Genomic DNA, 14,614 nt, shown 5'->3' with positions numbered 1-14,614 from the left:
AAAGGCTCCAAGATCCCGCAAGCGCTCCGCCGCCCACGTTTCTCTTTCTTCTTATCAAATTGTCAAAAAACCGATGAAGAAAACTTCATCCTTCCAACAGACACAAAACCGTGGCTTCGGCCTGTTGCGACTTCAAGGCGAACCTCTCAGGTCGCAGGCACGAAACCATTTGATCGAACCAAGGTCTCGTCTTTATTGGAACCACCGAGTGTCGGGCGCCGCCGTTGCGGTGGCGCGTCCCCGTCGCCCGGTGTGGTGCTTATATAGTCGGGGGGGTCCTCGACCGTCAACCCCCGAAAATCAGATTTCTTCGCCTTCTTGCATTTCCTCGATTTATCCCCAGGGCCCTGTGAATAACCATTTGAATTCCAAGGCGGAAATCGCAGATTTCTGCGGTTTCCATCCGCCCCAACCTCTGCAGGCGGTTTTTTGCGATGCTGCGTCGGCTCAGGAAAACGGGGGCGAACCACAACCGAAACGGACAAATCACCTGGCGGATGCGCCGCCAGGGCGAGATGCCGATGCCGGCCCCGAAACGGGGCTATGATGTTTGCCGCGGACGCCCATAGAAGAGATATGACTGCCCGTCTGGCTCGTTCCTCTTCGCCCACACCGGGATAAGAGCATTGCGCCGGCGCGGCCCAGGTGCGTGCCGCCGACTACGGGCGGGAGCGTCGAAGGTCGTGGTCGCCCCTTTGTCATAATGCGGCCTTGTCGGGACCGTAGCGATACGGATCATATCCGTCGGCGCCATCTGTATAAGGAGGGCTCTCGCACGCCCCCCCCGTGTATAAGAAGTCGGGCCGCGTGGTTCCGGGCTTGGAGTTTTCGTGCAAGACGCGGGGCGCCGGTTTCCTTCTGCATGGCGGCTATCTTGCGCTTCTCGTGCGCATTCGCGCCGCCGAGCGCTGTTCTAGACGATTGACTTGACCGCCTGCAGGTGGTCAGTGAGACCACACCAAATCGCACGGCCTGCGGGCCGGCAAGTTCTCGGGAGCCGACGCCTGCCGATGCAAATGGGTTTCCACCCCACTCCGGCCACGATCGACCTCGGCAACGAACCTCCTCTTGTTGCCTTCGAGGATCGCAACGGCCCGCCGACCCGGCGGGAAGTTTCGTTGCGCTGGCTGACCGGAACCGTGCTGACCGGCTTCACCTCCATATTCCTTATCGGTGGCGCTCTGGTGGCCGCTCTCGACGGACGCTACACGGTTGAAGCGGCGACGCCGCCGGCCAGTGGAGCGCAGATCGCCCTGCAGGAGGGCAAGGCACAGAAGGGCGACCGGGTCACCGGCGCCGATTCACAGTTTGCCACACGCCAGGTCATCCAGGTGAACACGCTGACGCGCGAAGGCGACGCGGTTCACATCCAGGCCAAGCCCTATGCCCTGGTCAACGCCACGCTGGAGACGCGGCGCTCCAACGAGATGGCGTTGAAGATTCCGCCCTTCAATCCCTTGAAGCTTGTCTCCAACAACGACGTGCTTCCCGACCGCAGCGCCAGCGATTCCATCTACGCCGCGCATGTCGAGGGCGAGGTCACCATCTCCGTCCACGATTTCCCCGTAAACAAGGTCAAGGTCGACACCGGAGACGAGACCGAAGACGGCGAGATCGAACGCATCGTGCGCGATTCAGGCCGCTTCCTGTCGGACGACAAGGCCGAAGTCGCGTCTCTGCCCGTCGTCGATCCCGGCCGCTTCGACTTCGACCTCGCCCAGCAGAGCGCCCTGTCGAATCTGTCCGTGCGCATCGCCGCGGAGAACGTCTCCTTCGTCTCCAAGACCGACGACAATCCGGCCTATTCCGACATGGAAGAACGGATCGTTCCGGTACGTGAGAAGACATCGCTGAAAGCGGTGTTGCTCGACAACGAGGCGAGCGAGGAAGAGGCCGACGACATCACCGCGCGTTTCGCGGAAGACTACAACATCGAGGAAGTGCAACCGGGCCAGCGCGTGCGCATCGGCAAGGGGACGGACGACGACACCGGCGAGATCCGGATCGAGCGCGTCTCCCTCTATGTCGATCAGGTGCACCAGGGTACGGTCGCGCTGTCCGACGAGGGACACTACGTGGCGGCTGCGGCTCCGACGACGCTCATGCCGGACGCCTTTGCCGCCGCCGACCGCATGACGCTTTCCGGGCCGACGCCGTCGCTCTATACCGCGCTTTACCAGACCGGACTCGACAATGACCTGCCGGAGCCGCTGATCGAAGACCTGGTCCACATCTTCTCTTACGACGTGGACTACAATTCCCGGGTCAAGCTTGGCGACCAGCTGGAGGTTTTTTATTCCCTCGACCAGGAAAGCAACGGCCAGCCGCCGGAGGTCCTTTACACCTCGCTCACGGTCGGCAACGAGACGCACCACTTCTACCGCTTCCGTACCCCGGACGACGGCGCCGTCGATTTCTACGACGAGGACGGGCGTAGCGCGAAGAAGTTCCTGATGCGCAAGCCGATCACCGGTGGCCGGGTGAGTTCGCCGTTCGGCAAGCGCCGGCATCCGATCCTGGGCTTCGTGAAATTCCACTCCGGCGTCGACTGGGCGATCGCGCGCGGTACGCCGATCCACGCCACAGGCGACGGCGTAGTTGAAAAAGCAGGCTGGAGTTCCGGCTATGGCCGCTTCACTCTTATTCGCCACGCGAACGGCTACGAGACGGGCTATGGCCATCAACAGGCCATAGCCAAGGGCATAGAGCCCGGTGTGCGCGTCAAGCAGGGCGAGGTCATCGGCTATGTCGGCTCAAGCGGTCGCTCTACCGGCCCCCATGTCCATTACGAAGTGCGCATCAACAACAAGTTCGTGGATCCGAACCGGATCAAGTTGCCGCGCGGGCGCGTGCTTGAGGGTGAATTGCTCGCCAGCTTCGAACGCGAGCGCGATCGCATCGACGCGCTGCTGCAACGCAGCGGCCCGGTTCAAAACCGGATCGCCTCGCGCTGATCGCGAAATTGCAACACACGAAAAAAGGCGGCCCACCGGGCCGCCTTTCTGATTCTCGGAACGAAAGCGAGCGACGTTTCAGGCCTGCGCCGCGAGCTGCGGAGCGCCCTCGCCAGAGCGCGAGAACAGCAGCCGGTCCGTGCCCGCCGTGGCCTCGACCGTGTCGCCATCGCGAATGTCCCCGGCCAGAATGCGCTCGGCCAGCGGATCCTGCACCTGCTTCTGAATGACCCGCTTCAGCGGCCGCGCGCCATAGACCGGGTCGTAGCCCTTTTCCGCAAGCCACGTACGGGCTGAGGGATCGAGGTTCAGGACGATCTTGCGGTCCTCAAGCAGCTTTTCCAGATAGTCGAGCTGGATGTCGACAATCGCGGCCATCTGCGACCTCTGCAGCCGGTGGAAGAGAATGATCTCGTCCAGCCGGTTGAGGAATTCGGGCCTGAAATGCCCACGCACCACACCCATGACCTGTTCTCGCACGGCCGCCGATTCCTGGCCTTCCGGCTGATTCGCCAGGAACTCGGAACCGAGATTCGAGGTCATGACGATGAGCGTGTTGCGGAAGTCGACGGTGCGGCCCTGGCCATCGGTCAGCCGGCCATCGTCGAGCACCTGCAGCAACACATTGAAGACGTCCGGATGCGCCTTTTCGATCTCGTCGAACAGGACCACCTGATAAGGCCGGCGCCTGACGGCCTCGGTCAGCGACCCGCCCTCCTCGTAGCCGACATAGCCCGGAGGTGCGCCGATCAGGCGGGCCACGGAGTGCTTCTCCATGAACTCCGACATGTCGATACGAACCATCGCGGTCTCGTCGTCGAACAGGAAGTCGGCGAGCGCCTTGGTCAGCTCGGTCTTGCCGACGCCGGTGGGGCCCAGGAACATGAACGAACCCATCGGCCGGTTCGGGTCCTGCAAGCCCGCACGAGCACGCCGAACCGCGGTGGAAACGGCATGGACAGCTTCCTCCTGGCCAACGACACGCCGTGCCAGCTCATCCTCCATGCGCAGGAGCTTGTCCTTCTCGCCTTCCAGCATCTTGTCGACCGGAATGCCAGTCCAGCGCGAGACGACCTGGGCGATGTTGTCCGCCGTAACCGCTTCCTGAACCATTGCGTCCGGACCATCGGCACTTTCGGCGGCCTCGACCTCGGCGATCTGCTTTTCAAGCTTCGGGATGACGCCGTAGGCGAGTTCACCCGCCTTGGCGAGATCGCCGGCACGCTGGGCCTTCTCAAGATCGCTGCGGGCCTGGTCGAGCTGCTCCTTGACCTTCTGGGCGGAAGACAGCTTCTCCTTCTCGCTTTGCCAACGCGCGGTGAAAGCCGCCGATTCCTCTTCCAGTTCCACCAATTCGCCCTCCAGCTTCTCAAGCCGGTCACGCGAACCCTGGTCGGTCTCCTTCTTCAAGGCTTCGCGCTCGATCTTGAGCTGGATGATGCGCCGGTCGAGTTCGTCGAGTTCTTCAGGCTTTGAATCCACCTGCATGCGCAGCCGCGAACCGGCCTCGTCGACAAGGTCGATCGCCTTGTCCGGCAAAAACCGGTCGGTGATGTAGCGGTTCGACAGCGTGGCTGCCGCCACAAGAGCACTGTCGGCGATGCGCACGCCATGGTGCAGCTCATACTTTTCCTTCAGGCCGCGCAGGATGGAAATCGTGTCGGCAACCGTCGGTTCGGAGATGAAGACGGGCTGGAAGCGCCGCGCCAGCGCCGCGTCCTTCTCCACGTGCTTGCGGTATTCGTCGAGCGTCGTCGCGCCAACGCAATGCAGCTCGCCACGCGCCAGCGCCGGTTTCAGCAGGTTGGAGGCATCCATCGCCCCGTCCGCCTTGCCCGCGCCAACCAGCGTATGCATCTCGTCGATGAACAGGATGACCTGTCCTTCCGCCGCCTGAACTTCCTGCAGAATGCCCTTCAGCCGCTCCTCGAACTCGCCACGGTACTTCGCACCGGCGATCAGGGAGCCCATGTCGAGCGCCAGCAGCTTCTTGTCGGCGAGCGATTCCGGGACGTCGCCGTTGACGATCCTGAGCGCCAAACCTTCCGCGATCGCGGTCTTGCCGACGCCGGGCTCGCCGATCAGCACAGGGTTGTTCTTCGTGCGCCGCGCCAGAACCTGCATGGTGCGACGGATCTCATCGTCACGGCCAATCACCGGGTCGAGCTTGCCGTCGCGGGCGTCCTGGGTCAGGTCGCGGGTGAATTTCTTCAACGCGTCATACCGGTTTTCAGCCGACGCGGTGTCGGCGGTGCGGCCTTTTCTCAATTCGTTGATCGCCTGGTTGAGGCCGGCGGCCGTGACGCCGGCATTGGCAAGAATCCGGGACGTCTCCGCGCTCTTCTCCATGGCCAGCGCCATCAGGAGACGTTCCACCGTGACATAACTGTCGCCCGACTTCTCGGCGAGTTGTTCTGCCTGTTCCATGACCTTGGCGAGCGGCTGCGCCATGTAGAGCTGGCCATTGCCGCCGGAAACCTTCGGCATCTTGTCGAGTGCCAGTTCGACAGCGGTCAACGCATCCTTCGCCCGCCCACCGGCGCGCGAGATCAGCCCCGATGCCATGCCTTCGCGGTCATCGAGCAGAACTTTCAGAATGTGTTCAGGCGTGAATTGCTGGTGCCCCTGTCCCAGGGCATAGGTCTGCGCGGTCTGGAGAAATCCCCGCACGCGCTCCGTGTAACGTTCCATATCCATAGTCAAACCTCCTCGCCGCAGCACCACCCGAAGCATGGCCTTGCGAAATCGGAAAGGGCGAGGCCTGCGGGCCCTCGCACGGCTTGTTTCCTCATAGGGAGCCGACCTTGCACAGAAATGCGCGTGGTCCAGCTCCAAGCCGCGAACCGGATATAGTGTTGCAGATTGACAACAAAAAGGGGGATGCGATCGACAAGCCGATTTTGCAGCGCGTTTGCCCGCCACAAATGCAAAAACCCGCGGCAACAACCGCGGGTTTCCTTGTTCGCGAACGCGTCCCCATCCCCTCGTGCCGTCCAATACCCGCGCGGCAATGCCGGGGGTGTGGGGCCCGAGACAGGATCAGGCTTCGCTTGGCTCGGTGGCGGGGCTGTCGTTGCTTCCGCTTTCCGCGTCGCCGGACGATGCCGAACGACGGACATTGCGACCGCGCGTTCCGCGCGCGCGGCGCCGAGGCCGTGCCGGCTCGTCACCCTCTTCGCCCGAACCGCTTTCAGCCGCGCCACTTTCAGCAGACGCGGTGGCTTCCGCATTCTCTGCGGGAGCGCCCTTTTCCTTGGCACTGTCCTTGACAGCCGGTTTGGCTGCGGACCGCCGCGGTGTTCTGGCGGGCGCCTTGGCCTTGGGCTTTTCCGCCGCCTCTTCCTTGTCTTCGCCGTTGGCCTCGCCACGAGCCGGACGTTCACCGGCGCCATTGCCTGCCTTGGCATCGATGCCGGGCATACGGTCGACAAAGGGCTGCGGCGCATCCTCGGGCATTATCCGTGGCTTGGCCGCGACGGGTGGCGTCTCGACCGACTGCTCGTCGCTCTCGTCGTCATCTTCGTCGTTGTCGCCGAAAGAGCGCGACTGCGGCACCTGACCATTGGTCTGGGGCTGCGCCGCCGCGACGATGCGCGAATAGTGCTCGGCGTGCTGGAGGTAGTTTTCCGCCATGATGCGGTCGCCGGAGACCATCGCATCGCGTGCAAGCTGCTGATACTTTTCCGCGATGTGCATAGCGGTTCCGCGGATCTTCACATCCGGACCGTTTGATTCAAACGACCGGGTCAGCGGATTAGGTCCTTTGCGACCACGTCCGCGCAAACGCTTGTTCTGATTGTTTTGTCTCATACTGCCGTTATCTCTTCAGAGCGGCTTGCCGTGCTAGTGCATCGGCTTTTCGACCGAACCCAAGGGGGGTGAAACCCGGCATCGGAGATTTGTCCCCGTTGCCGTTAACCAGCGTGCGTGACGGCCCGAGCAATCGGTCCATCCCGAGTATCGGTGGTCTCTGACATTCCGCTGTCTCGGACAGGCGATGAAGTCACCATCGCAAACCGAATCTGGAACCGGACCATGGTCCGAATTCCATTGCGCCACCGGTCATCGGCTATTCCCCAGCCCGGCTGGCAATCGTGCCAAGCGGATTGACCGGCGTCCTGGCGCCTCGGCGTGCCGACCGTAGCCGCTTCGCACGATAAATCCAAGCGCAATTTTTAAAGGCCGTCGATCGAGGGTTTCCGGTGTCTACCTGCGGGCAACGACAACACGGTCACGCTCTGCCAGATCGCGGCGGATGTCCAGTTGGTGAAAGCCCGCGTCCCGGCAGATCCGCACGACATCCGCCCCCTGATCGTAGCCGATTTCCATAATCAGCGCGGCGTCACCCGGACCGAGCCTTTGCGCGGAAACCCGGGCGATTTCGTGATAGGGCACAAGTCCGTCCACTCCGCCGTCGAGGGCGGTGAGCGGATCATGCGCGCGCACTTCCACCTCAAGCGCAGCGATGTCCGCGCTTGGGATATAGGGCGGGTTGGAGACGATCAGATCCCAGTCGCCCCCAATCGCGTCCATCCACGATGTGCAGACGAAATCCATACGGTTCGCGACACCATTCGCTGCGGCATTTCGCCGCGCAACGTGCAATGCGCCGGGCTGGATGTCGCTTGCAAGCCCCCAGGCATTCGGCAATTCCGACAGAAGCGCGACGAGAATCGCGCCCGTCCCTGTGCCCAGATCGGTGATCCGCAAGGCGCGCTCGCGCCCTCCAGTCTCGTCGACAAAGGCAAGCGCTGCTTCCACCAACGTCTCGGTATCGGGTCTCGGCTCCAGCGTCTCCGGTGCCAGTTCGAAATCGAGCCCCCAGAATTCGCGACGGCCGACGATCCGCCCCACCGGCTTGCGCGCCAGGCGGGCGGCGAGATGGGCGTCGAGGCGCGCGGCTTCATCCTCGCCGATCGGCAGGTTCTCCTCGATCACCAGCCGCGCCGGCTCAAGTCCGGTGACATCGGCCACAAGAAGCCGGGCATCGGTTTCGGGACTTGCCATGCCGGCCGCACGCAACGCGTCGCGCACCCGGCGATAGGCGCCCCCTAGGGTGATGGGTCCCGGCCGCGTGGTCACTGCGCCCCGTCGGCATCGGCCGACAGCAAGGCGGCCTGGCGCTCGGTGATGAGCGGACCGATCACCTCGTCCAGCGCCTCGCCGGTGATGATCTGATCGAGCTTGTAGAGCGTCAGGCCGATACGGTGGTCCGTGACGCGGCCTTGCGGGAAATTGTAGGTGCGGATGCGCTCCGAGCGATCGCCCGAGCCTACCTGCCCGCGCCGCGCCTCGGAGCGTTCGTTGGCCGCCTTCTCGCGCCCCATCTCGTAAAGGCGGGCGCGCAGCACCGTCATCGCCTTGGCACGGTTCTGATGCTGGGATTTCTCCGCCGACGTCACCACGATGCCGGACGGCATGTGGGTGATACGCACGGCGGAATCGGTCGTGTTGACGTGCTGCCCGCCGGCGCCCGACGCGCGCATCGTGTCGATCCGGATATCCTCCGGCCGGATCTCGATGTCGACCTCCTGCGCCTCCGGCAGAACCGCAACCGTGGCGGCCGAGGTGTGGATGCGCCCGCCTGACTCGGTCGCCGGCACGCGCTGAACCCTGTGGACGCCCGATTCGAACTTGAGGCGCGCGAAGACGCCGTTACCCTCCACCGATGCGATCACTTCCTTGTAACCGCCGGCCTCGCCCTCGCTCGCAGACAGGACTTCCACCTTCCAACCCCGGCTTTCGGCGTAGCGCTGATACATGCGGAAGAGGTCGCCTGCGAAAAGGGCGGCCTCGTCGCCGCCGGTGCCGGCACGCACTTCCAGAATGGCGCTGCCCGCATCCGCCGCATCCTTCGGCAACAGCGCCATCCGCAGCTTCTGGGAAAGTTCCTCGACCCGCTCCACCAGCTCCGCGCGCTCCATCTCCGCGAGTTCGCGCATCTCCTTGTCGGAGCCGGGGTCCGCCAGCATCTCCTCCGCTCCGGCAAGATCGGCCATCGCCAGCCGCACCTCGCGGATCATGGCCACGACGGGCTCCAGATCCGCATAGTCACGCGACAGCCTGACATAGGTCGCCGGGTCCGGATTGGACGACATCCGGGCTTCGATTTCGGCAAAACGGTCCAGAAGGCCGTCCAGTCTTTCCTGCGCAAGCATCGCGCAACAACTCCAAACACGAGGCGATCGATAGGATCAGGGGGAGGCAACGGAGGCCGGAAGGCGACCCCACCTTGCGTCACGGCGCATCGCCGGCCCAGCTACAAAGGCACGCCGAATTCCTTGGCGAAATCGCGAAGAAGGGCGCGCACCGAGCCCGCGTTCCCGTGGCAGGGATCCATCCGGGCGAGCAGTCGCTCGCGCAGGTGCCCCACGTCAAGCCCCCGCAGCATCGACTTCACAGGCCCCACCGCCGAGGGCGACATGGATATGGCTTCGAACCCCAGCGCCAGCAAGGCCATGGCTTCCAGCGGGCGCCCGGCGAGTTCACCGCACAGCGCAACCGGCACGTCGGCTGCCCTGGCCTTGTCGGCAATGAGCTTGAGCGCCCGGAGGAACGCGACGTTGAGCGTATCGAACCGATCGGCAACGCGGGTGTTGCCGCGATCGACGGCGGTGAAGAACTGGAACAGATCGTTTGAGCCGACGGAGGCGAAATCGACAGCCTCGAAAAGTTCGTCGAGCTGGAACAGCAGCGACGGCACCTCGATCATCACACCAAGCTTGATGACGGAGGGTACGGGCCGTTCGTGCCGGCGCAGATGGTTGGTCTCGCGCTCGACCATCGCCTTGGCTTCGTGGAACTCCGAGACATCGGAAACCATCGGGAACATCAGCCGGAGTTCCCGCCCGCCGGCGGCGCTCAGCAACGCGCGCAGCTGCGTGCGCAACAGACCCGGGCGGTCGAGACCGAGCCGGATCGCCCGCCAGCCCATCGCCGGGTTCTCTTCCTGAATGGAGCGCAGATAAGGCAGCACCTTGTCGCCGCCGATATCGAGCGAGCGGAACGTCACCGGCCGGTTACCCGCCGCGTCGAGCACGGTCGAATAGAACCGCATCTGCTCCTTCATGCGAGGAAAGGTCGAGGCGATCATGAACTGCAGCTCGGTGCGGAAGAGACCGATGCCGCTCGCCCCGGACTCGTCCATGTGCGGCAGGTCGACCAGCAGCCCCGCGTTGAGCATCACCGTGATCGCCTTGCCGTCACGCGTGACGGCCGGCTTGTTGCGCAACCGACGATACTGCGCCTGCCGCCGTGCCCGGAAGCGGACCTTTTCCGCATAGGCGTTCTCGACGTCCGACGGCGGCCTGAGATGAACCTGTCCGGTTTCGCCATCGACGATCAACGCATCGCCGGCTTCCACCAGCGACACGATGTCGGAGACAAGACCGACGGTCGCGATGCCGAGCGCGCGGGCGACGATGGAGACGTGGCTCGTCGGCCCGCCTTCCTCCAGAACGAGACCGCGAATGCTGTCGCGATCGTAGTCGAGAAGTTCCGCCGCCCCCATGTTGCGGGCGATGATGATCGCGTCCTTGGGCAATTCCTGCGCATCAGGTCCGTGCGGGCGGCCCATCAGCTCGCGCATCAGCCGGTTGGCGAGATCGTCGAAATCGTGGAGGCGTTCACGCAGGTAGGGATCGGTCTGACGCAACATGCGAGCGCGGTTGTCGCTCTGCACCTTCTCGACCGCGGCTTCGGCCGTCAGCCCGTTGCGGATCGCCTCCTCGATCCTGCGGATCCAGCCGCGGTCGTAGGCGAACATGCGATAGGCTTCCAGCACCTCGCGGTATTCGCCCATCTGGGCGGCGCTGTCGCCGTGCTCGAGCATGTGGTCGAGCGACAGCCGCATGTCCTCGACCGCCTTGGAAAGCCGTTCCAGCTCGTCGTTTGTGTTCTCGGCGATAAGATTGGTGACGACGACGCGCGGCTCGTGCAGCATCGCGTGGCCAAGGCCGACGCCGTCGCACAGCGCCACGCCTTCCAGGTGCAGCGGCCGGGTCAGGTCGAGCCGGGCACCCACATTGGAGATTGCCTCCAGTTCGCCGGCCGCCAGCATTTCCGCGATCACCATCGCGGTGGTCTGCAGGGCCTCGACCTCATCCTCGGAATAGGTGCGGTGCGCCTTGTTCTGAACGACCAGAACGCCGAGCGTACGGCCTGCCCTGAGAATCGGGACGCCGAGGAACGAGTGATAGACCTCTTCGCCCGTTTCCGGACGATAGGCGAAGGAAGGATGAGCCTGGGCGTTGGGAAGGTTCAGCGGACGGGCTTCCGCCGCGATGAGGCCGACGAGACCTTCGTTGACGGCGAGGCTCGTATGGTGGACGGCGCTCGGATTGAGTCCCTCGGTCGCGTAGAGTTCCAGAAGACCGTCGGCACGCAGGATGTACACCGAGCACACTTCCGCGACCACATTGGACGCGATGTGCCGCACGATCTGGTCGAGCCGCTCCTGGGCGCCGCTCGGCACCGCCATGACCTCTCGAAGGCGGCGCAGCAGCACGCGTGGACCGGCGGAACTATCCCTCATCCTCCGCCAACTCCCCCTGTTTCGAATCGGCGCTCTGCCGCATGCCCCGACCCGGTCTCAAAGACGGCACCCGGGGTTCCGCCCGGCCCGATGGCGGGCGGAACGGTCCACTATCCGTCGAGCCCGTATAGCGAATGCAGAGTCCGTACCGCAAGTTCGGTGTAGGCGGAATCGATCAGAACGGAAATCTTGATCTCCGAAGTGGTGATCGCGCGAATATTGATCCCCTTTTCCGCAAGCCCGCGGAAGCATTGCGCGGCGACGCCCGCATGGCTGCGCATGCCGACACCGATCACCGATACCTTTACCACATCCGTCGCCCCTTCCAGAACGCCGAACTTCAGTTCCGCCCGGCCGTCTTCCAGCACCTTCATGGCGCGGTCGTAGTCGGTCTGCGGCACGGTGAAGGTGATGTCGGTGGTGGAACCGTCCGGCGAGATGTTCTGGACGATCATGTCGACATTGATGTTGGCGTCGGAAAGCGGTCCGAACACCGTGGCCGCCACGCCCGGCCGGTCCGGCACGTTGCGGATGGAAATCTGCGCTTCGTCCTTGGAAAAGGCGATGCCGGTGACGACTTGCTGTTCCACGATCTCGTCCTCGTCGCAAATAAGGGTGCCCGGGGGAAGATTGTCGACGCCCACCTGCGGCGCGTCCGGGTCATCGAAGGAGGAGCGTACGAAGGTACGCACGCCATGAACCATAGCCAGCTCGACCGAGCGCACCTGCAGCACCTTGGCACCGAGTGAAGCCATCTCCAGCATCTCCTCGAAGGAGATACGGCCGAGCCGGCGGGCTTTCGGAACGATGCGCGGGTCGGTCGTGTAGACGCCGTCCACGTCGGTGTAGATATCGCAGCGGTCAGCCTTGATCGCGGCCGCGACCGCCACCGCGCTGGTATCAGAACCGCCGCGTCCGAGCGTCGCGATGCGGTTATCCGGCGAGATGCCCTGGAAGCCGGCGACCACCGCCACCTGCTTCATTTCCAGCCGTTCGATCAGCCGGTCGCCGTCGATTTCGGTGATGCGCGCCGCGCCGTGGGACGAATCCGTGTGAAGCGCGATCTGCCAGCCGAGCCAGGAACGCGCGTCAACGCCCATCTCCTGCAGAACGATCGCCAGCAAGCCGGCGCTCACCTGCTCGCCGGACGAGACGATCGCATCGTATTCGCGCGCATCGTGCAGCCTGGAGGCCTGGCGGCAGAGGTCGACCAGTTCGTTCGTCTTGCCGGCCATGGCGGAGACGACGACGGCAACCTGATTACCCGCATCGACCTCGCGTTTGACGTGCCGTGCAACGTTGCGGATACGGTCAAGATTGGCGACGGACGTACCGCCGAACTTCATTACCAGTCGGGCCATCGGATCGAATTCTGGAACAAGAGGTTGATGTCGAAAACAGCCCCGGGAAGCGGGCATCCCGACATGTCTGATCGGCGCGTATGCATACATGGAGGTCGCCGCGCCTGCAACCGGCGAGAGAGCCGATACCGCCCTGCGCAGAGCGGACGCTTGACAAGTCTCCGGCGAAGACCCACCAACGGGCGGCCTTTCGATGGGCGCGAACGAGGAGAGACCCGGCTATGACGACGAAAACGACCGTGGACGATGCGGAAGTCGCCCGCTTTTCGGCGATGGCCGACGAATGGTGGGACCCAACCGGCAAGTTCCGCCCGCTTCACAAGTTCAGCCCCGTGCGCCTTGGCTACATCAAGGAACACGTCTCGGCCCATTTCGCGCGCAATGCTGAAGACCCTGCTGCCTTCAAGGGGTTGAGGTTTCTGGATATCGGCTGCGGCGGAGGCCTGTTGTGCGAACCGATGACGCGGCTCGGCGCCGAGGTCATCGGTGTCGATCCCTCCCCCGTCAACATCGAGGTCGCACGGCTTCACGCGGAACGTTCGGGGCTCCAGATCGACTACCGCGCGACAACGGCGGAAGACCTAGCGGCCGCGGGCGAGCGGTTCGACGTGGTGCTCAACATGGAAGTGGTGGAACACGTGGCCGATGTTCCGGTCTATCTGGCCGCCTGTGCGCAGCTGGTGAAGCCGGGCGGGCTGATGTTCGTCGCGACCATCAATCGCACCCTCAAGGCCTATGCGCTGGCGATCGTCGCGGCCGAGCGCGTGCTGCGCTGGCTGCCGCCCGGCACTCACTCCTACGAGAAGCTGGTAAAGCCGGCGGAGATCGAGGGCCCGCTGGGCGAAGCCGGCATGACGATCGTGGAGCGCTGCGGCGTCACCTATAATCCGCTGCTGGACAGATGGAACCGCTCGCGCGACATGGACATGAACTACATGCTGCTGGCGGCGCGGCCGAAATAGCGCGCGGCGCAGCCAAACCCGGCATTCGCCGATCCTTCGCGGATATCGCCGGCCCGCTTCCCCGGATTGGGAAGGCGACACCGCCGGCCAAGGCACAAGGAGCAGGAATGGAACCGCTCGTTCTCGTCCCCGGACTGTTGTGCACGGAGATCCTGTTCGCACCGCAGATCGGTGCCTTTTCCGACCATCCAGTGATGGTCGCGGACAACCGCAACCATGATTCGATCGCGGCGATGGCCGCAGAGATCCTCGAGCGGGCGCCCGAACGCTTCGCGATTGCCGGGCTGTCGATGGGCGGTTACGTCGCCATGGAGGTCATCCGCATGGCTCAGGAGCGGGTGAGCCGGCTCGCCTTGCTCAACACCGTCGCCCGACCGGATGCCCCCGAGCAGACGGAGAACCGCCGGCGGCTCATGCGGTTGGCCGCAGACAGTAAGTTTGACAGTATCGCTCCCGCACTCTTTACCAGCCTCGTACCGCCGGCACGCCAGAACGACCAGGAACTGCGCAACGCGATTTTCGAGATGGCGCGCGACACGGGCCCCGATGCCTTCGTCCGCCAGGAAGAGGCGATCATCGCCCGCATCGACCAGCGTCCGAACCTTGGCGCGATCGCCTGCCCAACACTGGTGTTGGCCGGCGCCGACGACCCGCTGATGCCGGTCGACGTCGTTCGCGAGATCCACGAAGGGATACCGGCAAGCCGCTTCGAGATCGTGCCGGCGTGCGGCCACCTGTCGACACTGGAACGCCCCGATGCGGTGACCGCCCTCCTCAAGACCTGGATGGACGGATAGAGGCAAG

General features: G+C 64.1%; 10 protein-coding genes. 4 read left to right on the top strand and 6 right to left on the bottom strand.

The genetic code is table 11. The features are described 5' to 3' along the window. Both C8N35_RS24050 and C8N35_RS18610 read left to right on the top strand, forming a co-directional pair. A partial coding sequence (locus tag C8N35_RS24050; protein ID WP_210203591.1) for a hypothetical protein occupies positions 1-547 on the top strand: 547 nt, incomplete at its 5' end. Between the two features lie 463 nt (positions 548-1,010). Continuing rightward, positions 1,011-2,954, top strand: coding sequence for a M23 family metallopeptidase (locus tag C8N35_RS18610; RefSeq protein ID WP_107991220.1), 1,944 nt, complete (start codon positions 1,011-1,013; stop codon positions 2,952-2,954). 78 nt (positions 2,955-3,032) lie between these two features. On the opposite strand, the gene clpB is transcribed toward C8N35_RS18610, so the two are convergent. The 6 genes from clpB to C8N35_RS18580 form a co-directional block, all read right to left on the bottom strand. After that, positions 3,033-5,651, bottom strand: a complete 2,619-nt coding sequence (clpB, locus tag C8N35_RS18605) for an ATP-dependent chaperone ClpB (RefSeq protein ID WP_107991219.1) — start codon at positions 5,649-5,651, stop codon at positions 3,033-3,035. 342 nt (positions 5,652-5,993) lie between these two features. After that, a complete protein-coding gene (locus tag C8N35_RS18600; protein WP_107991218.1) occupies positions 5,994-6,764 on the bottom strand; it encodes a DUF4167 domain-containing protein in 771 nt (256 codons plus the stop codon). 396 nt (positions 6,765-7,160) lie between these two features. Then, positions 7,161-8,036 (bottom strand): peptide chain release factor N(5)-glutamine methyltransferase, encoded by an 876-nt coding sequence (gene prmC / locus C8N35_RS18595; RefSeq protein ID WP_245926857.1) that lies wholly within the window; start codon positions 8,034-8,036, stop codon positions 7,161-7,163. Further along, positions 8,033-9,112 carry a peptide chain release factor 1 gene (prfA, locus tag C8N35_RS18590; protein WP_107991217.1) on the bottom strand — a complete coding sequence of 360 codons (1,080 nt, stop codon included), beginning with the start codon at positions 9,110-9,112 and terminating at the stop codon, positions 8,033-8,035. The genes prmC and prfA overlap by 4 nt, the downstream gene beginning before the upstream one ends. Positions 9,113-9,213: 101 nt before the next feature. Beyond that, positions 9,214-11,487 (bottom strand): phosphoenolpyruvate--protein phosphotransferase, encoded by a 2,274-nt coding sequence (gene ptsP / locus C8N35_RS18585; protein WP_107991216.1) that lies wholly within the window; start codon positions 11,485-11,487, stop codon positions 9,214-9,216. 110 nt (positions 11,488-11,597) lie between these two features. Beyond that, entirely contained in the window at positions 11,598-12,848 is a 1,251-nt protein-coding gene (locus C8N35_RS18580) for an aspartate kinase (RefSeq protein WP_107991215.1), read from the bottom strand. Positions 12,849-13,069: 221 nt separating this feature from the next. Between C8N35_RS18580 and ubiG the strand changes: the two genes are divergently transcribed. Both ubiG and C8N35_RS18570 read left to right on the top strand, forming a co-directional pair. Further along, positions 13,070-13,810, top strand: a complete 741-nt coding sequence (gene ubiG, locus C8N35_RS18575) for a bifunctional 2-polyprenyl-6-hydroxyphenol methylase/3-demethylubiquinol 3-O-methyltransferase UbiG (protein ID WP_107991214.1) — start codon at positions 13,070-13,072, stop codon at positions 13,808-13,810. Positions 13,811-13,917: 107 nt separating this feature from the next. Then, positions 13,918-14,607, top strand: coding sequence for an alpha/beta fold hydrolase (locus C8N35_RS18570; protein WP_107991213.1), 690 nt, complete (start codon positions 13,918-13,920; stop codon positions 14,605-14,607). Positions 14,608-14,614: the final 7 nt, after the last annotated feature.

The sequence above is a fragment of the Breoghania corrubedonensis genome, from assembly GCF_003053845.1.
Taxonomy (GTDB): domain Bacteria; phylum Pseudomonadota; class Alphaproteobacteria; order Rhizobiales; family Stappiaceae; genus Breoghania; species Breoghania corrubedonensis.
This window is presented reverse-complemented; position numbering and strand designations above follow the sequence as displayed.